Genomic DNA, 23,901 nt, shown 5'->3' with positions numbered 1-23,901 from the left:
CACTAGATCGCGTGTTTCGTTTCGTCCTCCTTCGTATACAAATAGTCCTAAAAAAACAATACACCGACAGCCGAAAACTGTCAATCATTACCGAAAAATCCTTTCGGGTACACCCTGTTTTCCAAAAAGGTACAGGGCAAATTGCAAATGGGGACGTAGTCCTTTGCAAAAGGACTACGTCCCCCATTTACCGCACGATCTTGTAATACTCCCGCGCTGTTATGGCGTACACGATGGCATAGAACACCGCGAATACGGCTATGCATATGACGGTGCAAAGAAGATACAGTGGTGTGTTGGTAAAGTTCAGGGTGACCATCAGTTTTTTGATCACCTGAAAGGCAACTTGCCACATGGAGTACCGCCATGGCCAGGGGCAGGAAGAATACGGTCAGCACCTGGCTTCTGATGGTGCGTCTGACTTCCCGCTGATCCATGCCGACTTTCTGCATGATCTGGAACCGTTCTTTGTCGTCGTAGCCTTCGGAGATCTGTTTGTAATAAATGATCAGCACAGCCGCGATCAGGAACAGGACGCCCAGATAAATGCCGATGAAGAACATGGCGCCATACAAGTCGTAAAAGCTGTCCCGGCTCTGCTGCCGGCTTTCGCACTGGATCCCCGGCATCTGGCTTGTGAGGCGGTCTGTTATAGCCTGCTCCGCTGCCGTACAATCCGCCTCTTTTCCTTCCAGGTCAAAGAAGTGCACATATTCGACGGAACTTTGCTGCTCGATCCACTCTTCGGCCATATCGCTGCCCTCCCAGGCTTCTTTCAGGATGCTCTCGATCTCCTGCTCGTCGGATAAGATCAGGTAAAATGCATCCGTCACCCGGGAGCGGGTTCTTTGGCTCTACCTTCAGTTCGTCTATGGTGCCGGCTACCTGATACTCTTTTGATCCGATCCGCATCGTATCTTTCTTCCAGTCTTCACCTGTGGAATAAGCCAACACTTCATCCGGCTCCAGTGAAACATTCTTTCCCTCCATGGAATTATAATCTGCCACAGGGATCAGGTAAATTTCCCGCAGCGCTGATATCGTATAATCCGTCTCCGTTTTCAGAGCAAATCCGTCTGTGTCAAGGATTCCCGCAGCTGATCCCTGATGATAGGAAATCTCGGTATCCGGGTCTATGGTAACAGAGTGCCATACAGTTTCTTCCCGGATCACATCCTCTGTCATTGTCTCCAGTTCCGGGGAAGTCATGAACAGCCTGACACCATAGTCTCTGGGGAACCGGTACCGCAAGATATCATCCATCCCCGCATACAGAGACAAAGTGGTGGATACCATCACCAGCACCATGGTGCTTAGGATACAAATATTTGCCAGTCCCACTGCATTTTGCTTCATCCGGTATATCATCCCCGACACCGTTGTAAAATGCTTTGCCTGATAATAGTAAGACTTCTTTTTCTTCAAAATCTTCAGGACCGCGATACTTCCGGCCACAAACAGTGCATACGTTCCAAGGATCACGCAGATCACCGCAAGAAAGAAGGAAGAAATGGCTTCCAACGGCGACTCGGTCACAACCGCGATCCCGTATCCGGTCCCCAGCAGTGCAAATCCGGCGATGGCCAGAAGCACTTTGGTCTTCGGTTCTTTTTCCCCCTGGCTGCTTCCGCGCAAAAGTTCTACCGGATTGGCAAGACGGATCTGCAAAAGATTATAGCAAAGGGTCAGAAGGAAAATCGCCAGGAACAGCAGGACCGCATCTGTCACCGCAGGAACTGATACTTCAAACTTCAGGCTGGTATGCGCCTGCAGAAGTTTCAGAAACGCCAGATACAAAAGCTTTCCAAATGCGATCCCCAGGAGAAGTCCTCCGCCGATCCCTGCAACCGCTGTGATCAGGGTTTCTGTCAGAAGCATTTTCGCGATGTGCCGCTTCCCCATTCCCAGGATGTGGTACACTCCGATCTCCCGTTTCCTGCGCTTGATGAGGAAGCTATTGGTATAAAACAGAAAAATCACTGCAAATACCACGATCACGCCTCTTCCGTATGCCAGCACCACTTCCATGGTTTCCGTGCCCAGTCCTTCGGTCCTTGAAAGCGCATCCATCATATAGAACATCATCACCGTCAGAACGGCTGTCAGGATATAGGGAACATAGGTCTTCCGGTTGTTTTTCAGATTGGTCACCGCAAGTTTTCGATAAATCTGTCCTCTCATCTTGCGTCACCTCCCGTAGTCAGCACTGTCAGGGTATCGGAAATCTTCTGGTACATCTGCTCATTGGTAAGATTTCCGCGGTATAACTGATGGAACACCTCGCCGTCTTTGATAAACAGCACCCTTTTTGCCGTGCTGGCCGCCTTAACGCTGTGGGTAACCATCAGGATCGTCTGTCCGTCCCGGTTGATCTCTTCAAACAACTGAAGCAGCGCATCTGCAGCCCGGGAATCCAGGGCCCCTGTGGGTTCATCCGCCAGAATAAGCTGCGGCCTGGTGATCAAGGCTCTTGCCACAGCTGCCCGCTGCTTTTGTCCTCCTGACACTTCATAGGGGTATTTCTGCAGGATATCCGCGATCCGAAGCTTCTCCACCACCGGTGTGAGCCGCTTTTCCATCTCCTTATATTTCCTGCCGGAAAGTACCAGCGGAAGCAGGATATTATCCTCAATAGAAAACGTATCCAGAAGATTAAAGTCCTGAAACACAAATCCCAGATTCTGCCGGCGAAACGCCGCCATCTCACGCTCTTTTACCCCGGAAAGATCCCGGCCTTTCAGGTAGACCTTTCCGCCGGTCGGCCGGTCAAGCGCCGCCAGGATATTCAGAAGCGTGGTCTTTCCGGAACCACTCTCTCCCATGATCGCCACATATTCTCTTTGCTCCACAGAAAAATTCACGTTCCGGAGCGCCTCCACCTGATTCCCGCCAAACCGGGTAGTATAAATCTTCTTTACATTTTGTACTTCCAGTAATGTCATCTGTTTTCCCGTCCTTTCCTCAATGTTCTGTTTACGTCTCCTATTATAGGTAATTGCGAAACAAGGTCGCAATCCTGATTAAAAATGCGGTAGGAATCCTGCAATGCAGGATTCCTAAGATGAGAAGCAGGTGACATCAAAATTAGACATGACAAAATAACTTCCCAGATGGACTGCGAAGAAAAAATGTTATAAATACCAAAGGTCAGGCAATCAAAGGTTTTAAACTTCGTATGTATTGAAGTTGGTGGATTTTATCAGCAACAAGTACGGTAATAAGTTGTGTAATTCCTGCAAGAAGTAAATCGGCATGAAGCGTTTTTTCATTCTGTGTTTTACGATTCGCAATACAGAAACTATCCTTGAAATGGTTGATTGATTTTTCGACATTTACACGGATTTTGTAAGTGTCTTCCCATTCCTGGGAACCTCGTTCTACACCAGGATAGGCGCGGAGATTTTTCTCTGGATAAATATAAATCATTCGTCCGCAGGAAGAAGTGGTGCATGGATTATCGCAGTGACATACCCGACATTTTGACTTGTCGGCAGGATTGTATTCCCATTTCATTTTTGGACATACAAACTTCATGGTAGGAAGTTTGCTGCGCAAATGGGATTTGCTTCCTTCCCGTTTCATAGGAAGTGTTGGATCATGTGGGCAGCAGGGAATACCATTTTCATTCACTGTGTAGTCCGTTCCTTCCATGGAAAGTTTTACCCTGAGGGGAATAAAAGCTTTATGGAATCCAATCTCCTCGAAAAGAGATTTATAGATTTCAATCGTATCAAAGGCGGCATCGCCAAGAAAAGTCTTTGGCTCAATCAAAGGATGTTTTTTGAAAAAATCAATCAAAACAGGAAGCAGCGCTTTTGAGTCGGCAAGCGATTTATCCTCATCCGGAGAATCCGATTTCTTTTCTACAACAATATCAGGATGTGCATTTAGGAAATCCTTGTTGTAGAAAGATATGTCGCGGACAATGCCAAGTCCATTTGTGACGATACCGAATTTATAGGCATAACAGAAGTGACCATTGATGTACATCTGCTGGATTGCCTGGTTGGATGCAGCATGAGTTGGCATGGAACCATAAGCGGCTTTGTAAGGATCATAGGAATCATCAAGGTTATGGGATTTTTTAAAAGCCTTCAGCTGTTTAATAATACGGTTGGCATACTTCGGATTATTTTCTGTAACCCATGCTTCAATACCGGAGGTATCAAAGATAGTCATGTCGGCAAGAGCCGGATTCAGCTTTTGGCATATCGGTTCGGTCAGATCTACAAGATGATCGAACATAGATTGTAAGTCCGATAAGAAATCCTGTTTAAAGCGAGTGAATTTTGAACCGTCTGGTACAACATCAAAGCCGCAAAAATCACGAAGTTCCTGAGAGTATTTCAAGAACACAATCAGGAGCGTGTCCGTCGGGATTGAAAAAATACGCTGGAGCAGAAGTGCCTTGAGCATAGGATAAAGCTGGTGCTTGCGAGGTCTTCCGGTTTGGGCGTGAAAATGAGAAACAAAAGAAACAGGAACAATTTCATCAAGGTTAATGGCTTCATCAAGAAGTGCTAGAAAATGATATTTGTCATTATCGAATTTATGTTGACAATCTTCAAAAACTTCTGCCAAAGTGAGCTGCTTATGTGTTATCATATAGGTATATCTCCTTTAAGGTGGATTGGTTAATAGTTTCTAGTCAACTCTATTTTACCATAAACCTTGAGGAGATATTTTATTTTGGCAACAAAAAATGCCGTATTTATGCGGCTTTTGGCGTTTCGCAAACGCCTATCTCCTATTATAAAAAAAGGAGAAATGCCCTTCCATTGATTTAGATGACATTTCCCTGTTCATCCTTACATTTCTGTAAGAATCCCTGTTCACGTTCCAGATACAGGTACACTTTTGTTCCCTGTCCTTCCTGCGACTCAATGTAAATGTTATGATGGAGCCGGTCCATGATCTTTTTGCATAAATACAGCCCGATCCCCGTAGACTTTTTGTCAGCTCTTCCGTTATACCCGGTAAATCCCTTTTCAAACACCCGGGGCAGGTCCTCTGCCGAGATTCCGATCCCCGTATCCTCGATCGCCAGCACCGGACGGTCCCGGTAACTGGTCATATAGATGGAGATGCCTCCTTCTTTCGTGTATTTCAGGGCATTGGAAAGGATCTGTTCCACCACAAAGACCAGCCACTTTTCATCCGTAAGCACCTGGTGATCCAGAGGCCCCAGATCCAGCCGGATCTTTTTCAGAATAAACATCCGCGAATATTTCCGCACAGCCTGGCGCACGATCGCATCCAGAGAATACTCTTCAAACACCAGATCTCCGGACATATCTTCCATACGCAGATAGGAAAGCACCATCTCCACATACTGCTCCACCTTGAAAAGCTCCAGCTTCATTTCCCTGACATAGGGAAGATCCGCTCTTTCTTCTTCCAGAGACTGGATCATCACTTTCAGAGCCGCAATGGGGGTTTTGATCTGGTGGACCCACATGCCGTAATAATCCAGCATCTCCTGTCTGGAGATACGGCCTGCAGATTCCAGTTCCCGCATCCGGCTGTATAATTGTTCTATGATCTCCTGATACTGTGCTTCCAGCTGCCCTGCCGCTTCCGGCATCCGGGAAATATCTGTCAGGATGGCAGTCTGATTCTCCTCCAGTTCCCGGCACCTTTTATAAAACCGGGCAAATCCGATGCCCCCGTACAGCGCCATCCATCCAACTGTCAGGAAACATCCATACCGCACCGCATCTGTACGGATATTGTGCAGAAAGAAAACTACCTGGAAAATGACCAGGATCCCGATATACAGACAGATCTGCCCTGCATGTTCTCTGAGATATTTTCGTAATAGTCTCCAACATCTGTGCCGCATCATTCTACGATATACCCAATCCCTTTCTTCGTCCGGATCACATCCTTCATGCCGGCGGACTCCAGCTTTTTCCGGAGTCTTGCCACATTGACCGTCAAAGTATTATCATCAATAAATTCATCGCTGTCCCAGAGTCTGGCGATGATCTCGTCCCGGGAAACAATCTTGCCTGCCCGTTCAAACAGGACCTGCAGGATCCGGAACTCATTTTTCGTAAGTTCCACTTTCTGTCCTTCGTACAGGATCGTCGCATCCCCCAGATTCAGCACCATCCCGCCATGCTCCATAAGCCCCGCAGACCCCTGGAAGGAATAGGGCCGCCGGAGCATGGCCTGCACCTTGGCCGTCACCACATTCAGGTCAAACGGCTTTTCAATAAATTCATCCCCGCCCATGTTCATGGCCATGACGATATTCATATTATCGTCCAGGGACGACAGAAATATAACCGGCACCTGGGAAACTTTGCGGATCTCCTGGCACCAGTGAAATCCATTGAAAAAAGGAAGGGCAATATCCAGCATGACCAGCTGCGGATCAAATGCCAGAAAGTCCGCCATCACATTGTGGAAATCTTCCGTACATCTGACTTCATACTCCCACTTTTCCAGATGGGACGCCAGCACCCTGGCAATGGTCCTGTCATCTTCCACGATCAGGATCTTGTACATGCTTTTCACCCTTCCTTTCTTTTTCTTTAAATCTTTGCGATATCGATCAGCGTCAGCTTCTTAATATCTGTATTTTCCAGACTGGTGATCAGCGCCTCCGCCGTATCAATGGCAGTCAGAACATTGACGCCTGTCTCAATGGCGCTTCTGCGGATCACAAATCCGTCTTTGGACCGGTCTGCTCCCTGAGGCGGCGTATCGATGACCAGATCGATCTTGTGTCCCAGGATCAGGTCCATCAGATTGGGGCTTTCCTGCTCGATCTTATTGACCGCAATGACTTTCACCCCTGCTTCCTGCAGCGCGTGAGCAGTTCCTCTGGTGGCAAAAATGCGGTATCCGATATCCGCAAAACGCCGTCCGATCTTCACGGCCTCCTCTTTATCCTCATCCCTCACAGTCAGGATCATATTCTGATGCTTCGGAAGCTTGATGCCTGCGCCCAGGAACGCTTTATAAAGCGCCTCGTCAAAGGTCTTTGCGATTCCCAGGCACTCGCCGGTAGACTTCATCTCCGGCCCCAGGCTGATGTCCGCGTCCCGGATCTTCTCAAAGGAGAATACCGGCATTTTCACAGCGAAATAATCCGCCTCCGGCTGCAATCCAGGCGTATAGCCCAGTTCCCGGATGGTGTGTCCCATGATCACTTTTGCTGCCAGCGGTACGATGGGGATGCCGGTCACCTTACTGATATAAGGCACGGTACGACTGGATCTTGGATTCACCTCGATCACATAGACCTCTTCCCCGCATACAATGAACTGAATGTTGATCAGACCGATCACATGCAGCGCTCTTGCAAGTCTTCTGGTATATTCGCCAATGGTTTCTTTCGTCTTTTCACTCAGACTTTTGGCCGGATACACAGAGATACTGTCTCCGGAATGGATACCTGCACGCTCAATATGCTCCATGATCCCCGGGATCAGGATATCTGTGCCGTCGCAGACCGCGTCTACCTCAATCTCCTTGCCCTGGAGATATTTATCCACCAGGATCGGATGATCCTGAGCGATCCGGTTGATGATCCCGATAAATTCTTCAATATCATGATCGTTAATGGCAATCTGCATGCCCTGTCCGCCCAGCACGTAAGAGGGCCGCACCAGTACCGGATATCCCAGCCGGTTTGCCACTTCCTTTGCCTCTTCTGCCGTATACACGGTGCCGCCGGTCGGTCTTGGGATCTCGCACTGTTCCAGGATCTCGTCGAACAATTCCCTGTCCTCTGCAGCATCCACATTCTCAGCGGAGGTTCCAAGGATCGGCACGCCCATCTTCATCAGGCTTTCCGTCAGCTTGATGGCTGTCTGGCCGCCAAACTGTACCACAGCTCCGTCCGGATGCTCCAGATCAACGATGCTCTCCACATCCTCCGGAGTCAGAGGTTCAAAATACAGCTTATCCGCAATATCAAAGTCTGTGCTGACAGTCTCCGGATTATTATTGACGATAATCGTCTCATAGCCTTCTTTGGCAAAAGCCCAGGTACAGTGTACGGAACAGAAGTCAAACTCGATTCCCTGGCCGATCCGGATCGGACCGGAGCCAAGAACCAGCACCTTCTTCTTTCCTGTGGTCTCTTCCACCTCATTTTCACTGCCGTATACCGAATAATAGTAAGGCGTCTCCGCCGCAAATTCCGCAGCGCAGGTGTCCACCATCTTATATGCCGCGCGGATTCCGTATTCATGGCGCATATCATGGATCTGTCGCTCGGTATTGCCGGTCAGCCCCGCGATCACGCTGTCCGGGAATTCCATCCGCTTCGCTTCTCTTAAGGTGTCCGCATTCAGGGTCTGTGTCTGAAGGGTCTGTTCCATCTCAACCAGACGTGCGATCTTATCAATAAACCAGAGATCGATCTTAGCAGCCTCATGGATCTTCTCATAACTGATGCCCTGACGGATAGCCTCTGCGATCTTCCAGATCCTGCGGTCATCCACCACCCGGAGTTCCTCCAGAAGATCCTCTCCCTTATATCCGGAGAAATCATAGGACATCAGGCTGTCTACATGCTGTTCCAGCGAGCGGATCGCCTTCATAAGCGCCCCTTCAAAGTTATCGCAGATGCTCATCACTTCACCGGTCGCCTTCATCTGTGTGGTCAGCGTACGCTTCGCGCTGATAAATTTGTCAAAGGGAAGTCTCGGGATTTTTACCACACAATAATCCAGCATGGGCTCAAAGCTGGCATAGGTCTTCTTCGTTACCGCATTTTTGATCTCATCCAGCGTATACCCCAGAGCGATCTTTGCCGCTACTTTCGCGATCGGATACCCGGTCGCCTTGGACGCCAGCGCAGAAGAACGGCTGACACGGGGATTTACCTCGATCACGCAGTATTCAAAGGTGTCCGGATGCAGGGCGTACTGCACATTACAGCCGCCGGTAATATTCAGCTCGCTGATGATGTTAAGAGCCGAGGTCCGCAGCATCTGATACTCTTTATCCCCCAGAGTCTGGGACGGCGCCACAACGATACTGTCTCCGGTATGCACGCCTACCGGGTCGATATTTTCCATATTACATACGGTGATGCAATTTCCCTTGCTGTCCCGCATCACTTCGTATTCGATTTCCTTCCATCCGGCGATGCACCGTTCCACCAGCACCTGGCCGACGCGGGAAAGGCGCAGTCCGTTTTCCAGGATCTCCACCATCTGCGCTCTGTCGTGGGCGATCCCGCCGCCGCTTCCTCCCAGAGTATAGGCCGGACGGAGAACCACCGGATAGCCGATCTTCTCTGCAAATCTTAACCCGTCTTCTACATTTTCCACCACCAGAGACGCCGCGCAGGGCTCTCTGATCTTCTCCATGGTCGTCTTAAATTCCAGACGGTCCTCTGCTTTTTTGATCGTCTCAGATGTAGTTCCGATCAGACGTACATTATTTCTCTTTAAGAAACCGCTTTCTTCCAGTTCCATAGCCAGATTCAGGGCCGCCTGTCCTCCCAGCGTGGGAAGCACGCTGTCCGGGCGCTCCTTTAAGATCAGCTGTTCCACCACCTCGGCGGTCAGAGGCTCGATATAAACCCGGTCTGCAATGTCTTTATCCGTCATGATCGTAGCTGGATTGGAATTTAAGAGCACCACCTCAATGCCCTCTTCTTTCAGGGAACGGCAGGCCTGGGTTCCCGCATAATCAAACTCCGCGGCCTGTCCGATCACGATCGGCCCGGATCCGATTACCAGAACTTTTTTAATCTCTTTATTTCTTGGCATTCTTATGCTCCTTTCATCATATCCATAAACCGGTCAAACAGGTATCCGGAATCCTGCGGTCCCGGGCAGGCCTCCGGGTGGAACTGTACGGTAAAGATCTTCTTTCCTTCGTAGATCAGCCCCTCGTTGGTGCCGTCATTGACATTGACGAACGCCTCTTTTGCAATCGCCGGATCCATAGTGGAAGCGTCTACCGCGTATCCGTGATTCTGCGAGGATATGTACACCCGTCCGTTGCTCAAGTCTTTTACCGGGTGGTTGCCTCCCCTGTGCCCGTATTTCAGTTTATATGTCTTTGCGCCATTTGCAAGAGCCATCAACTGATGCCCCAGGCAGATCGCAAAAATCGGAATATCTGAATCGTATAATTTCTTGGTTTCTTGAATGATAGTTTCACAGGACGCCGGATCTCCCGGTCCATTGGACAACATGATTCCGTCCGGATTAGAATTGATAATGACTTCCGCCGGTGTGTCAGCCGGATAAACCACCACTTCGCACCCGCGATTCTGTAAAGATCGGATAATATTATTCTTGGCCCCGAAATCCATCAGTGCCACTTTGGGGCCCTGGCCTTCCAGCACATAAGACTGGCTGCAGGTCACTTCAGAGACTACGTCCCCTACGGAATAAGCTTTGAGTTTTGGAATGATCTCCTGAAGATCATAATCTTCTCTTGTAGTGATCATGCCGTTCATCGTACCCTTTTCCCGCAGGATCTTCGTCAGCGCCCGGGTATCTACTCCTGCGATCCCCGGAATATCCTGTTCTGTTAAAAAATCCTGAATGGTTCCCTCGCACCGGAAATTACTGGGCATTCTGGATAATTCTCTTACAATGTACCCGTCGGGCCATGCCTTCTTTGACTCCATGTCCGGCGTGATCCCGTAATTCCCGATCAGCGGATAGGTCATGACAACGGCCTGTCCTGCGTAAGAAGGGTCAGTCAGAACTTCCAGATACCCCGTCATCGAAGTATTAAATACGATCTCGCTGATCATATCTTTTGTGGACCCGATACTCGTTCCTGAGAAGACGGTTCCGTCTTCTAAAATCAGAAATGCTTTCATAGATTCACCTTTTCCTTCCTAGTACTTGACAAATTGTAGAAATTATACTATATGTTTTCTCTATTTGCAACCTTTTTAAAACTTTCTTTTCCCGGATTTTCTTAAGATTTTCTGTCCGGGAAGAACCATTTCTTTTTTCCTTCATAAACTAACAGTAAGAGATTTCCTGCGAGGTATCTTTTTATGAATACAACCCTGCCACTGCACGCTTCCGAATCTGACGCTTCCGGAAGCCTGAAGGTACATCTGACCTCCGGCAACGGCGCAAGACCCATCCGCGGAGCTACGGTCCGCATCTCCTATACAGGTGTTCCGGACAGCACACTTATGGAACTTGTCACCGACGATTCCGGACAGACTGCGTCGATTGACCTGGAAGCGCCTGCTCTGTCCTACAGCCTGGACCCAGGCAGCGACGTCCAGCCTTATTCCGAATATACCCTTCAGATCTCCGCCCCAGGGTATGAATCTGTCAGCGTTGCCGGGGTAGAGATCCTGCCCGCCGTTCAGGCGATCCAGCATGTATCTCTGAACCCTTCCGACGGCGCCGGCTCTGAAGAAGAAGTTTATGTCATCCCCGCCCACACCCTGTACGGATCCTATCCTGCCAAGATACCGGAAGACGAGATCAAACCCGTAAATGAGACCGGCGAGATCGTCCTAAGCCGGGTGGTCGTTCCGGAATATATTGTGGTTCACGACGGCAGCCCCCGGGATTCCACTGCAAAAAATTATTATGTAAAGTACAAAGATTACATCAAAAATGTAGCTTCCAGCGAAATCTACGCGACCTGGCCTTCGGATACCATCCGGGCTAACGTACTGGCTATCATGTCTTTTACGCTGAACCGTGTATTTACAGAGTGGTACCGCAATCTTGGATATGACTTTACCATCACATCCTCTACGGCTTTTGACCACAAATGGATCCCGGAGCGAAATACTTATGCTCCTATTGATACCATTGTGGATGAGCTGTTCGCCTCTTATCTCTCAAAACCAGGCGTGCGCCAGCCTATCCTGACTCAGTACTGTGACGGCCACCAGGTAACCTGCAGCGGATGGATGACCCAGTGGGGTTCCAAAGAACTGGGGGATCAGGGATATTCTGCCATAGAAATCCTCCGGCACTATTACGGGGATGATCTGTATATCAACACCGCCGAAGCCATTTCCGGCATCCCTTCCTCCTGGCCGGGATCTGACCTGAAGAGCGGTTCCAGAGGAAGCAAGGTCCGGCAGCTGCAGGAACAGTTAAGCGCCATTGCCAGAGCATATCCGGCCCTGCCGGCCATTGCCGCGGATGGTATCTATGGACCAGACACCACAGAGGCAGTCCGGAAATTCCAGTCTGTATTCGGCCTTCCGGCCACAGGGATCACAGACTACCCCACCTGGTATAAAATCTCTGAAATCTACGTTGGCGTATCAAGGATTGCAGAACTGAACTGACATCCATACGAAGCTATGCCGGATCTTCTGCAAAAAAAGAGGGTATGCACCGGTTTCAAACCATCTGTGTCATACCCCCTTTTCTTTAGAAGAATACTCTTTGTATATCGTTGTACATTACGACCACCATCAGGATCATCAGAAGCACAATGCCAGCAAAATGGACATACCCTTCTTTCTCAGGCGGCACCCGTTTTCTGCGGATCGCTTCCACAAACAAAAATACCAGACGACCGCCGTCCAGCGCCGGCAAAGGCAGAAGATTCATAACGCCCAGATTGGCAGACAACAGGATTGCCAGATTCAGCATCTGCGCCGCCACCACAAAGATTCCATAGGAACGGCTCTGCTGATAGGCATCGTCCACCACATCCACAATTCCCACCGGACCGGACAGCTGATCCACACCGATCCTTCCTGTTGCCAACATACGCAGACTGTCGATCGTAACCTGGATCCAGTACTTCACCTCATAAGTACCATAGGTAACTGCAGAAAAAAGATCTGCCCTGGTGGAAGTTCCTCCCGCGATCCCGATCCGCTCATAGCCCAGCTCCTCATCCATCTTAGGCGTCAGTGTAACGGAAGTTTCTTTCCCGTTCCTCTCATAAGTTACCGCAACATTTTCTCCCGGATGAAACTGAAGGTACGCGGAAACTTCCCGGTAAATGTGAATCTTACGTCCTCCCATCTCCACGATCCGGTCTCCTGCCTGAAGCCCTGCTTCCGCAGCCGGATATCCTGCTTCCACATCCGATACCACTGGTTCATCATAACCGATCATAAAGATCAGGATCACGGCAAAGATCCATGCCAGGATAAAGTTAAACACAGGTCCGGCGGCAATCACGCTGATCCGCGCCCACACAGATTTTCTGTTGAAACTGCCCGGCGAATCCGACGCCTCTTCGTCTTCTCCCATGGCGCAAAAGCCTCCAATGGGAAGAAGCCGGATACTGTATCTGGTGCGCCGGTATTCTTTTTGGAAGATCACAGGCCCCATGCCGACTGCAAACTCTTCTACATCAATGCCGTTTTTCTTTGCCAGCAGAAAATGACCAAGCTCATGAAAAAATACAATAAAACCAAATAGTAAAATCGCTAATACAATGCCCAAAAATTACCTCCTGCTGTTGATACGATCGTAAGTTTCTTTTTCTGTTTCCAGAATCTGCTCCAGCGTCGGATGCTCGATCACCTTATGCGCCCGGATGCAGTCTTCGATAATCTCTGTAATCTCCAGAAATGTGATCTGCCGGTTCAAAAACTGCTGTACAGCCAACTCATTGGCCGCGTTAAATACAGTAGGAAGACTTCCCCCTCTTCTTCCGGCAATATACGCCAGCTTCAGACCGTAAAATGTATCCATATCCGGCTTTTCAAACGTAATGCTGCGAAGCTTCCAGAAATCCAGCCGATCTCCCGGCAGATATCTTCTCTGCGGATAATAAAGCGCATACTGAATAGGAAGCTTCATATCCGGGGTGCCAAGCTGTGCAAGAACTGCCCCGTCTTCATATTCTACCATAGAGTGGATGATGCTCTGGGGCTGGATCACCACTTCTACCTGATCCACCTCCACGTCAAACAGCCACTTTGCCTCGATCACTTCCAGCCCCTTGTTTACCATAGTAGAAGAATCAATGGTAATCTTCCGCCCCATGGACCAGTTGGGATGACGCAGCGCATCCTCCACCTGAACGTCCAGCAGATCTTCCTGCTTCTTTCCCCTGAATGGGCCTCCGGAAGCGGTCAGAAGGATCTTGTGCACCGGATTCCCTGTATTTCCCTGCAATGCCTGGAAAATCGCGCTGTGCTCACTGTCCACAGGCAGAATCTTCACCTGATGTTCCGCCGCAAGAGGCATGATCAGATGTCCGGCAGTTACCAGCGTCTCTTTGTTGGCAAGTGCAATGTCCTTCCCTGCTTTGATGGCCTCAATCGTAGGACGGATCCCGATCATTCCTACGATTGCAGTCACCAGTATCTCTGCATCCGAAAGCGTGGCGATCCGGATCAATCCATCCATGCCGGATACCACTTCCGTATCCGTATCTGCCACCTTTGTACGAAGTTCCATCGCTTTTTCCTCTGACCACACGGCCGCCATCTTCGGAGAGAACTCCCGGATCTGCTGTTCCAGAAGCTGGATATTGCTGCCTGCTGCCAGGCCAAGCACTTCCAGATCCTGTTTTTCTCTTACAATTTCCAGCGTCTGGGTTCCAATTGATCCGGTGGAACCCAGAATAGCTATTTTTTTCATCAGTCGTCTCCTCCATCATTATATGACAGACGCCAGATAAAAGATCACAGGCGCCGTAAATATCACGCTGTCAAACCGGTCAAGGATCCCGCCGTGTCCGGGGATCAGCTTTCCATAATCCTTAATGTCATGATTACGCTTTATAGCCGATGCCGCAAGATCCCCCACCTGTGAGATCGCTCCTCCTGCTCCGCAGATCAGCGCACACTCCCAGACGATCACGTCCGCGCCTCCCCACTGGTTCATGGCCAGCGCAAACAAAGCCCCGAGAAGAGCCGCTCCCAGAATGCCGCCTACGCCGCCCTCTACGGATTTCTTTGGGCTAAGCTTTGGCGCCATCTTATGCTTTCCAATCAGCATGCCTACACAATAGGCACAGGTATCGCAGCCCCAGGAGCTAAGAAAGATCAGCCATACGATCACGCCGCCCTCTTCCGGGAGCATACGGGTCTGATAGACAAAGGACAGCATCATGGCCACATAAAAGAGTCCAAAAAACACGGTCGTCACCTGCTCAGCCCGGTACCTGGGATAAGAAAATACATAGATTGCCATCAGGACGACCAGGAAAAGAAGCGAAAGCATCATCACACTTTCCAGTCTTCCCACATACAAAAGCCTGTAATACACTGCCGCGGCCAGATATCCGGCCACCCCAAGCAAAGTCTCTCTAACCTCTACCACATGATAAAGCTCTGTCATACCGATCAGGCTGACCGCCAGAAGAAGGAAAAACAGCAGATCCCCTCCAAGTCCTACGGTGGCGATCAGCACAATCACCAGTACGATGCCGCTTAAAAGTCTTGTTTTGAACATGCCTTTACTCCCCCCTTACTCCGCCGTAACGGCGGTCCCTTTCATTATACTGCCGGATCGCCTTTTCCAGTTCTTCCTTTGTAAAGTCCGGCCACAGAACATCCGTAAAGTAGAATTCGGTATACGCAAGCTGCCACAAAAGATAATTGGAAAGCCTTTGTTCCCCGCTGGTGCGGATCAGAAGATCCGGATCCGGGATGTCATGGGTATCCAGATATTCTTCAAAGAATTCTTCGTCAATGTTCTCCGGCTCCACCTTCCCGTCCCGGCAGTCGGCAGCCAGCCGTCTGACAGCCCGCAGGATCTCATCCCGGCTTCCATAATTGATCGCGATCTGGAAATTCAGGCCTCCGTTTCCCTTTGTGGCTTCTTCCAGCTCCAGGATCCGGTTGCGGATATCAGCATCCAGTCCCGTAAGATCCCCGATCACACGGACTTTCATATCGTTCTTCGCTGCCGTCTTAAGGCAGGTTTTCATATAATTGCGAAGCAGCTTCATCAGGGCGTCCACTTCATCTTTCGGGCGGTTCCAGTTCTCTGTGGAAAACGCATATACCGTCAGATATTTGATCCCCATGCGCCAGGCTTCCTCACAGATCTTCTCCACGTTTTTGCTTCCCTGTGCATGTCCGTAATTTCTCGGCATCCCTTTGGACTTCGCCCAGCGTCCGTTTCCATCCAGTATGACCGCCACATGTCGTGGTATATTCATTGCCCTTTCTCCTCCTTTGCAAACACAGGGACAGACCAGGTATCCTCCAGATCTGCCCCCTTTTTTCAACGGATCCGGTTATACTGTCATAACTTCTTTGGTCTTTACCTCAACAGCCGCATCCACTTTTTTCACATACTTATCTGTCATCTTCTGAAGATCGTCTTCCAGATCCTTAATCTCATCCTCGGAAACTTCGCTTCCTTTCAGCTTCTTAAAGGAATCATTTCCATCTCTGCGGATGTTGCGGAGCGCTACTTTTGCAGCTTCTCCCTTTTTCTTAACATCCTTTGCCAGCTCTTTTCTTCGCTCCTCGGTCAGCTCCGGAAATACCAGGCGGATCGAAGAACCGTCATTTGTGGGATTGATGCCAAGATCCGAGGTCTGGATCGCCTTGGTGATCTCCTTGATCATACTTTTTTCCCACGGCTGGATCTGGATCATCCGGGGCTCCGGAACCGATACGTTCGCCACCTGCTGCAGCGGAGTCGGCACCCCGTAATACTCTACCATGATCTTATTCAGGACATTCGGGTTTGCCCGGCCGGCGCGGATCCCTGCCAGCTCCGCGTCCAGACTGGCCATGGTCTTTTCCATCTTGCTCTCATATTTTTCCAGTTTTTCATTCATATGGTTGTCCTCCCTTTCTTCCTATACCGTCACTTTAGTTCCGGTAAATCTTCCTGACATGGTATTCGCAATGCTGTTCTCTTCATTCAGCCCGAAAACCAGCATCGGCATCTTATTTTCCAGACACAGGATCGATGCCGTAAGATCCACTGCCATCAGCTTGCGGTCGATCATCTCCTGGATGGAAATCTCATTATATTTCTTTGCCTGCGGATTGATCTTGGGATCGCTGTCATAAATACCGTCGATCGCCTTTGCCAGCAGCATGGCGTCCGCCTCAATCTCTATCGCACGCAGAACTGCTCCTGTATCTGTGGAAAAGTAAGGATGCCCGGTTCCTCCCGCAAAAAAGATCACCTTTCCTGCTTCCAGAGCTTCCACTGCCGCATCCTTGGAAAACAATGTGGTAAATGCTCCACATACAAACGGGGTAAATACTTCCGTCTTCATCCCCACATGACGGAAAATATCTGACACATAGATACAGTTCATCACGGTAGCCAGCATGCCGATCTGGTCCGCCTTTACCCGGTCAATGGTCTCGCTGGTCCGCCCTCTCCAGAAATTTCCGCCTCCGGTAACGATCGCAACCTGAATCCCGTCGTCTGTAAGCTGCTTCACCTGGCGGGCGACCTGCAGACAGGTCTCCTCGTCGAATCCGGTCTTTTTGTCACCTGCAAGGGCTTCTCCACTGAGTTTTAACAACACTCTCTTCATAGTCTGTACTGCTCCTTATGTTCAGTTTCTCATGCCTTTCGCATATTTATCTAGAGTATACCATAGGATGGCGAAAAAAGGAATCTTAAAATATCATATCCGCTTTTTCATAAGATACAGATACATCGCGACCAGAAGGCCTCCTGCCAGCACCCATGCCATAGGCGCTGCAAAACACATTCCCACATAACTTCCCAGCCAGGCGGCCGCCACCGCCATCACACTGCGTCCGATCAGCTCCGCCACGCCTGCCGTCATCGGAAGAAGGCCAAATCCCATTCCCTGGATCCCGTTGCGGTACACATTGACAAATACCAGAGGAATAAAGGAAATCCCTACACATTTCAGATAGGTGTCCACATATCCCGTGATCGCATTCAGATTTTCCGAAACAAACAGCACCGTAAGATACTTTCCAACTGTAATGATCAGAAGTCCGGACAGCACCGCGTAAAGAATCCCGATCCATGTAGCGCTACGGAATCCCTGCCGCAGGCGCTCCTTTTTCCCTGCTCCCATATTCTGTGCACAATAGGTCGCCATCGTTGTCCCAAGCGCCACATATGCCTGGGATACCACCTGTTCGATCTTGCAGGCGGCTGCAAATCCGGCGGCGGCCACAGATCCCAGGGTATTTAAACATGCCTGCAGCACAATCGTTCCGATGGCTGTGATGGAATACTGAAACGCCATGGGGAACCCGATGGCCATCTGCCATTTCATCATACTGACATCCAGCTGGAAATCCTCCCTGTGCAAATGCAGTTCCGGCACTTTTTTGTAAATATAATACAGACACAGAACACCGGACACTCCCTGCGAGATCACCGTCGCCCAGGCGGCGCCCTCCGCGCCCATGTGGAATCCGGCAATAAACCAGAGGTCCAGCACCACATTCAGAAAAGCGGCCAATATCAGAAAATACAGAGGCCTTCTGCTGTCCCCTATGGCTCTTAAGATGCTGGCCAGAAGATTATAGAGCACCTGCGCCACGATCCCGCCGCAGATGACCATGATATATCCGTATGCCTGTCCGTACATGTCTGCCGGCGTGTTCATCCACTCTAAAATCTCTTCCATCGTCCCCATACTTAACACTGTCAGCGCCACGGAAACTGCCGCTGAAAGCAGGCCCGCAGAGGCCACAGAACGCCGCATTGCTTTCTGATTGCCCGCGCCGTAATGCTGCGCCGTCACAACCGTAAATCCTGCCGTCAGTCCCTGCAGAAATCCCAGGATCAGAAACATCAAAGATCCGCATGCCCCTACAGCCGCAAGCGCCGCGTTTCCCACAAACTTCCCTACTATGATCGTATCTGCCATACTGTAAAACTGCTGAAATATATTTCCGATAAAAATAGGCGCCGTAAAATTTAAAATCCTTTTTGTCGGGCTTCCGACTGTCATATCCCGGACCATGCTTCTCCTCCTTTTTCCCATATAAAAAGGCATCTCCTGACAGATGCCTTTCTACTCAAACATGGATATTATATAAAATTACCGGTCCGGTTGCAAGAATTATTTACGCTCTTTTTTTCTTGTTCCAGAAGCCGGACACCTCGCTGACCGTCGCCACAGTCACGAACGCTCTGGGATCCGTTTCGTTGATAAAATGCATCAATTTCGCGTACTCCGTCTGCGTAACGATAGTTGCAACCTCTGTCCTCTCGGTTCCCGCGTAGCTTCCGCGCGTCATATAAAGAGTTGCCCCCCGGCCCAGATGGCTGTTGATGTATTTACGGATCTCATCGTATTGCTCCGAGATCACACAAACTTTTTTCTTTCTCTGAAAACCTCCAATGTATTCGTCCACCACCAGGCCGTTTACATAGGTGACGATCAGACCCAGTACCACCGTTTTACTGTCGTACACCAGCGCCGCGCTAAGTACGATCAGCGCGCCTGCGACAGCGATGCTCTTGCCAAGCTCCACATGGAGATATTTATTCATGATCTTGGCCACAATATCCAGTCCTCCGGAAGAAGCCTGCGCCTGAAAGATGATCGCCTGCCCGGCGCTCACCACAATGATCATGGCAATGGCGTCCAGAAGCACGTCTCCTGTCAGTGACTTCTGATCCGGAAAGATCACTTCACACACCCACAAAAGAAACGGCTGGAGCAAAGAAGCATACACCGTCTTTACGCCAAATTCTTTCCCGATCAGAAGAAAGCCTGCGATCAGGCAGACGCCGTTTAAGATCAATGTCATCAAAGAAACCGATACCGGCACAAACTGTGTCAGCACCAACGCAAGACCGCTCATACTTCCCAGCACGATATGGAGCGGAATCATGAAAAAATATACCGCGATTACCACAACGACCATTCCCACAGTGATCATCAGATAATCTTTTGCTGCTGTTTTCATCCCCAGCATTCCTCCTGTCTGACTTATTTACCATCTTTTATTTTCCACGTTTTCACACAGTTGTCAAGAAAAAAGAAACCTCTTATTCTTCTTTGCTCCCGGTATCCGACAACAGTTTTCTTACCAGAGCCCCGGCCAGTTTGTAAACCGTAAACCGGGGATAATCAAGATCTGCCTGTTCCATTGCGGCTTTCTGCTTTTCTGTCACCCTTGTATAAGGATAGATCCCGAACATAAATGGATAGAACCCATACACAAAGTCGTTCCTGTCTTCTTCGCTCATCTCCGGAAAAAATTTCTCCAGGCACCGGTTCACTGCGCCAATGGAATTTTTGTATGCGATCTTAAATTCAATCAGATTTTCCATGCGGCTGTTCGCCTCCATATCATAGTGATTCATGGACATCAGCTTTAGAAGCCTTTCCCTTTTTTCCAGAGTACGGGCCAGGGCGTCGGCAAACCCTCTGGCGTCCAACTTTTCATTGGCCCGAAGCAGTTCCTCCAGATCCCGGGTCCACCACTCATATTCCCTCTGGAAGAGTGCAAGGAATATTTCTTCTTTGGTCTGAAAATAATTATAAATGGAGGTCCGCGTAAAGGACGTCTCCTTACCGATCTCCTTGATCGTAATTTCACGGAAACTCATGGTCTCATAGAGTTTTGCACATGCTTGGATGATCTCTTCTTTTCTTGCGATCGTCAGTTCCTCTGATCCTCTTGGCATACGTCACTTCTCTCCCTTTTTTCTGATACCCCCAGTATAGGACTAATCTGACACAGCGTCAACCTTTTGCATTTTCTCCTTTTCTTTTTTTCCTGAATATTTTATAATAAATAAAATATCTGTTACAGAAAGTATAAAATTAATAAGGAGGTCACACATGATGAAAACACTCTGGGAAAACATCAAAGATTTCTTTGAACGAGACTGGACGCCCGCAGAAAAGATCCTGATCATTGTCTGCTGCCTGCTTCTTGGCGTCATAAAAGGATTTCTCCTTTCCCCGGTCAAAAAAGGAATAGCATGCGGATGCAACAATGGCAATACCTACCATCAGACAGATGAAGAATACTGGCTGGACGAAGAAGAATAAAACAGCAGACATGCCGGGGCAGGTGATCTCACAAACGATCGCCTGCCCCTTCTTTCTCTTCTCCCTTTTCTCTTTTTCTGTTTTATAAAAAACTATCTGGACGTTCCTTTTTCTTTGATGAGCTGCATGCCCAGTACAAGCGCCACGCCAATGACCGCGGCTATCACACTGAATGTTCCGAGGGTCATCGCCTTCTGCGGCGTTTCCAGTGTAGTCGGTCCCATTACAATTGCGTAAAATGAGCCGATCATCATACCGATAATAGCATAAACGGTCTGCGTCCGAAATTTTTCCAGACACACTTTGATAATCTTGACAACTGTCACTGCACCGGTCAGGATGCCGCAGCCGAAAAAGATCAGACACGGCACATAAGCCAGATCAAAGGACAGCACGCCCCGGACAGCCGTGATCACTGGAATGTAGGCTCCAAACACCAGCAAAAGCGTGGATCCGGAAATTCCCGGAAGGAACATGGCGGAAATGGCGATCATTCCGATAAAGAACAGACGGATCCCTGTCCCAAGAGAAAAATGCGCCAGATTCATGGATCCTCCCGTGATCCGGCCATTCAGCCAGGTGATCCCGGCTACCAGGACGATCCCAAGCAGGCAGAACAGGATTCCTTTTACCACACTTTTCAAACACTCCTTCTCTTCCAGCATGATCAGCGGGATGGCGCCCGCAATAAACCCGATAAATACAGAGCTGACGATATAAATATGGCTCTCAAACAATGCTGAAAGGATCAAAACGGCAAGGATCATTCCGACCGCCCATCCGATCCCCAGTTTGATCAGGTATCTCAGCGCCGTCTTTTTTTCCTTCATTTTCCCAAATGCCAGATTATGGATGGATCCGATGAACCGGTCATAGAATCCCATGATAAATGCTACGGTTCCCCCGGACACCCCCGGCACGCTGTCGGCAAGGGCCATACAAAACCCGTTTATTCCTTCTCTTAACATAATACCTCCTGTACTTGTCGTCCTGCATCTTTTTGCAGGCACAAAAATGGAACCGGCCACGAGTAAACTCTGCGCCGGTCCCTGTCTTTTTTTATCTGTTACATCTTTGCAAAACGCTTACATACCTGCCTGTGCTGCAACCTCTGCCGCAAAGTCGTCAACCTTCTTCTCAATACCTTCTCCGGTCTCAAAGCGGAAGAACTTCTTAACAGTCATGTTCGCGCCGTTTTCTTTTGCAACCTTGGCCACATACTTGGATACGGTCAGCTCGCTGTCCTGTACATATACCTGATCTAACAGACAGATCTCTTTGAGCTCTTTGTTCAGACGTCCGATGATCATCTTCTCGATGATATTCTCCGGCTTGTCCGGATTTTCAGTCTTAGCCTGTGCAAGCAGGATCTCTTTTTCATGATCCATGAATTCCTGTGATACTTCCTCACGGGATACATACTTCGGAGACATAGCTGCCACCTGCATTGCCACGTTCTTCAGGCACTTTCTGATCTCATCGTTTACTACGTCTGTCTCGGCCTCTACCAGAACGCCGATCCGTCCGCCGCCGTGAATATACGCTACCACGCAGCCGTCAGAAACGATCTTTTCAAATCTGCGGATGCTTAACTTCTCACCGATTACGGCAATCTTCTCTGTCAGAGCATCGTGTACAGTCTTAGTGCTGTCCTCGATCCAGGGCTCTGCCATAAAAGCATCCATATCTTTTGCTTCTGTAGCCATTGCCTGCTCGGTCACAGCCTTTACGAATGCCTGGAAATCAGCATTCTTTGCAACGAAGTCTGTCTCGGAGTTCACTTCTACGATTGCTGCGGTCTTGTCTTCTTTTACCTCAGCCATAACCAGTCCTTCTGCTGCGATTCTTCCGGCTTTCTTAACAGCCTTTGCCTCGCCGTTCTTTCTCAGGTATTCAATTGCTGCGTCCATATCGCCGTCTGTCTCATTTAAAGCCTTTTTGCAGTCCATCATTCCTGCGCCGGTTAATTCTCTTAACTCTTTTACCATACTAGCTGTAACTGCCATCTTATTTTCCTCCACAATATCGAATCTTACTCTTCTGCAGCTTCTGTCTCAGATACTTCCTCTGCGGCATCCTCGTAAACAACCTCTTCTTCACCGGTCATTCCCTGGTTTGCTTCTACTACAGCGTCTGCCATCTTGGAAACGATCAGTTTAACCGCACGGATCGCATCGTCATTTCCCGGGATCACATAATCCAGTTCTTCCGGATCACAGTTGGTGTCTGCAATACCGATCAACGGGATTCCCAGAGTATGTGCCTCCTGTACGCAGATTCTCTCTTTCTTCGGATCTACTACGAAAATAGCATCCGGAAGTCTCTTCATTTCCTTGATACCGCCCAGGTTCTTCTCCAGCTTTTCCCACTCTTTCTTTAACTGGATCACTTCTTTCTTCGGCAGTACGTCAAAGGTTCCGTCTTCAGACATTCTTTCAATCTCTTTTAAGCGGGCAACTCTGCTCTTGATGGTCTTGAAGTTGGTCAGCATTCCGCCCAGCCATCTTTCGTTTACATAAAACATTCCGCAGCGCTCTGCCTCTGTCTTGATGGCGTCCTGTGCCTGCTTCTTGGTTCCTACAAACAGGATGGTGCCGCCGTCAGCAGCAATATCAGATACTGCCTGGTAAGCCTCGTCAACCTTTCCCACAGACTTCTGCAGGTCGATGATATAGATACCGTTTCTCTCTGTGTAGATGTACGGAGCCATCTTAGGGTTCCATCTTCTTGTCTGATGTCCAAAATGAACACCTGCTTCTAAAAGCTGCTTCATTGAAATTACGCTCATGTGTCTTTCCTCCATTTGGTTTTTTTACTTCCGCACCTGTGTAAACCCTTGAAACCGTCCTGTTTCCAGGCTTTGGCACCGTCTTGGGCAAACATGTGCGTGTTTTTTTGCGACTTTTTTATGATAGCATAAAAGCCCTGCATATGCAAGGCTTTTTACCTGAAAGTTTACGCTATGTGTATAGGTGTCAATGATTGGTAACACTTCACCCCGAAAGGAATGTCAAGGGTAAGGTGGAGATTCCCGCAGGG

The 23,901-nt window shown here is 49.2% G+C and carries 21 protein-coding genes and 1 pseudogene; 2 read left to right on the top strand and 20 right to left on the bottom strand.

Annotated elements, in window-relative coordinates; translation table 11 throughout:
- Positions 1–80: 80 nt before the first annotated feature.
- The 8 genes and pseudogenes from ABGT54_RS03800 to ABGT54_RS03765 form a co-directional block, all read right to left on the bottom strand.
- Entirely contained in the window at positions 81–752 is a 672-nt protein-coding gene (locus ABGT54_RS03800) for an FtsX-like permease family protein (protein WP_346662904.1), read from the bottom strand.
- Positions 697–2,181 carry an ABC transporter permease gene (locus ABGT54_RS03795; protein WP_346662903.1) on the bottom strand — a complete coding sequence of 495 codons (1,485 nt, stop codon included), beginning with the start codon at positions 2,179–2,181 and terminating at the stop codon, positions 697–699. The genes ABGT54_RS03800 and ABGT54_RS03795 overlap by 56 nt, the downstream gene beginning before the upstream one ends.
- Positions 2,178–2,942 (bottom strand): ABC transporter ATP-binding protein, encoded by a 765-nt coding sequence (locus tag ABGT54_RS03790; RefSeq protein WP_204908670.1) that lies wholly within the window; start codon positions 2,940–2,942, stop codon positions 2,178–2,180. Before ABGT54_RS03790 ends, ABGT54_RS03795 begins: the two co-directional genes overlap by 4 nt.
- A gap of 297 nt (positions 2,943–3,239) precedes the next feature.
- Positions 3,240–4,605: pseudogene (locus ABGT54_RS03785) on the bottom strand (transposase); the annotation flags it as partial.
- A gap of 178 nt (positions 4,606–4,783) precedes the next feature.
- Positions 4,784–5,845, bottom strand: a complete 1,062-nt coding sequence (locus tag ABGT54_RS03780; RefSeq protein ID WP_346662902.1) for a sensor histidine kinase — start codon at positions 5,843–5,845, stop codon at positions 4,784–4,786.
- On the bottom strand, positions 5,842–6,513 hold the full coding sequence (locus tag ABGT54_RS03775) for a response regulator transcription factor (RefSeq protein ID WP_346662901.1): 672 nt from the start codon (positions 6,511–6,513) through the stop codon (positions 5,842–5,844). Before ABGT54_RS03775 ends, ABGT54_RS03780 begins: the two co-directional genes overlap by 4 nt.
- Before the next feature lie 26 nt (positions 6,514–6,539).
- A complete protein-coding gene (gene carB, locus ABGT54_RS03770) occupies positions 6,540–9,737 on the bottom strand; it encodes a carbamoyl-phosphate synthase large subunit (RefSeq protein WP_346662900.1) in 3,198 nt (1,065 codons plus the stop codon).
- A gap of 2 nt (positions 9,738–9,739) precedes the next feature.
- The gene (locus ABGT54_RS03765; RefSeq protein WP_346662899.1) at positions 9,740–10,807 is read right to left on the bottom strand and encodes a carbamoyl phosphate synthase small subunit; all 1,068 of its coding nucleotides are present in this window, start codon (positions 10,805–10,807) and stop codon (positions 9,740–9,742) included.
- Positions 10,808–10,990: 183 nt separating this feature from the next.
- On the opposite strand from ABGT54_RS03765, the gene ABGT54_RS03760 reads away from it, so the two are divergent.
- Positions 10,991–12,259, top strand: coding sequence for a peptidoglycan-binding protein (locus tag ABGT54_RS03760; protein WP_346662898.1), 1,269 nt, complete (start codon positions 10,991–10,993; stop codon positions 12,257–12,259).
- An 85-nt stretch (positions 12,260–12,344) separates the two neighbouring features.
- Here the strand turns inward: ABGT54_RS03760 and rseP are convergent, their stop codons facing one another.
- The 9 genes from rseP to ABGT54_RS03715 form a co-directional block, all read right to left on the bottom strand.
- Complete coding sequence (rseP, locus tag ABGT54_RS03755; protein WP_346662897.1) at positions 12,345–13,376, bottom strand: RIP metalloprotease RseP; 1,032 nt, start codon at positions 13,374–13,376, stop codon at positions 12,345–12,347.
- Between the two features lie 3 nt (positions 13,377–13,379).
- Positions 13,380–14,522, bottom strand: coding sequence for a 1-deoxy-D-xylulose-5-phosphate reductoisomerase (gene dxr, locus ABGT54_RS03750; protein WP_346662896.1), 1,143 nt, complete (start codon positions 14,520–14,522; stop codon positions 13,380–13,382).
- 18 nt (positions 14,523–14,540) lie between these two features.
- A complete protein-coding gene (locus tag ABGT54_RS03745; RefSeq protein ID WP_346662895.1) occupies positions 14,541–15,338 on the bottom strand; it encodes a phosphatidate cytidylyltransferase in 798 nt (265 codons plus the stop codon).
- A 4-nt stretch (positions 15,339–15,342) separates the two neighbouring features.
- Complete coding sequence (locus tag ABGT54_RS03740) at positions 15,343–16,050, bottom strand: isoprenyl transferase (RefSeq protein ID WP_346662894.1); 708 nt, start codon at positions 16,048–16,050, stop codon at positions 15,343–15,345.
- Positions 16,051–16,128: 78 nt separating this feature from the next.
- Positions 16,129–16,680, bottom strand: coding sequence for a ribosome recycling factor (gene frr, locus ABGT54_RS03735; RefSeq protein ID WP_346662893.1), 552 nt, complete (start codon positions 16,678–16,680; stop codon positions 16,129–16,131).
- A 21-nt stretch (positions 16,681–16,701) separates the two neighbouring features.
- On the bottom strand, positions 16,702–17,397 hold the full coding sequence (gene pyrH / locus ABGT54_RS03730) for a UMP kinase (protein ID WP_346662892.1): 696 nt from the start codon (positions 17,395–17,397) through the stop codon (positions 16,702–16,704).
- Positions 17,398–17,490: 93 nt separating this feature from the next.
- On the bottom strand, positions 17,491–18,816 hold the full coding sequence (locus ABGT54_RS03725; protein ID WP_346662891.1) for an MATE family efflux transporter: 1,326 nt from the start codon (positions 18,814–18,816) through the stop codon (positions 17,491–17,493).
- Positions 18,817–18,919: 103 nt separating this feature from the next.
- Positions 18,920–19,768: a YitT family protein gene (locus ABGT54_RS03720; RefSeq protein ID WP_346662890.1), complete on the bottom strand. Its 849-nt coding sequence runs from the start codon at positions 19,766–19,768 to the stop codon at positions 18,920–18,922.
- Positions 19,769–19,850: 82 nt separating this feature from the next.
- Positions 19,851–20,492 (bottom strand): TetR/AcrR family transcriptional regulator, encoded by a 642-nt coding sequence (locus tag ABGT54_RS03715; RefSeq protein ID WP_346662889.1) that lies wholly within the window; start codon positions 20,490–20,492, stop codon positions 19,851–19,853.
- A 157-nt stretch (positions 20,493–20,649) separates the two neighbouring features.
- Here ABGT54_RS03715 and ABGT54_RS03710 point away from each other — a divergent pair, with 157 nt between their 5' ends.
- A complete protein-coding gene (locus ABGT54_RS03710; RefSeq protein ID WP_346662888.1) occupies positions 20,650–20,862 on the top strand; it encodes a hypothetical protein in 213 nt (70 codons plus the stop codon).
- A 92-nt stretch (positions 20,863–20,954) separates the two neighbouring features.
- Here the strand turns inward: ABGT54_RS03710 and ABGT54_RS03705 are convergent, their stop codons facing one another.
- The 3 genes from ABGT54_RS03705 to rpsB form a co-directional block, all read right to left on the bottom strand.
- Complete coding sequence (locus ABGT54_RS03705) at positions 20,955–21,830, bottom strand: DUF368 domain-containing protein (RefSeq protein WP_346662887.1); 876 nt, start codon at positions 21,828–21,830, stop codon at positions 20,955–20,957.
- Between the two features lie 117 nt (positions 21,831–21,947).
- A complete protein-coding gene (tsf, locus tag ABGT54_RS03700) occupies positions 21,948–22,868 on the bottom strand; it encodes a translation elongation factor Ts (RefSeq protein WP_346662886.1) in 921 nt (306 codons plus the stop codon).
- A 26-nt stretch (positions 22,869–22,894) separates the two neighbouring features.
- Positions 22,895–23,650: a 30S ribosomal protein S2 gene (gene rpsB, locus ABGT54_RS03695; RefSeq protein ID WP_346662885.1), complete on the bottom strand. Its 756-nt coding sequence runs from the start codon at positions 23,648–23,650 to the stop codon at positions 22,895–22,897.
- Positions 23,651–23,901: the final 251 nt, after the last annotated feature.

This window comes from uncultured Merdimonas sp. (genome assembly GCF_963929015.1).
In the GTDB taxonomy this organism is placed as follows: domain Bacteria; phylum Bacillota; class Clostridia; order Lachnospirales; family Lachnospiraceae; genus Merdimonas.
The sequence above is the reverse complement of the archived record's forward strand: the minus strand, read 5'-3'. Positions and strand labels throughout refer to the sequence as shown.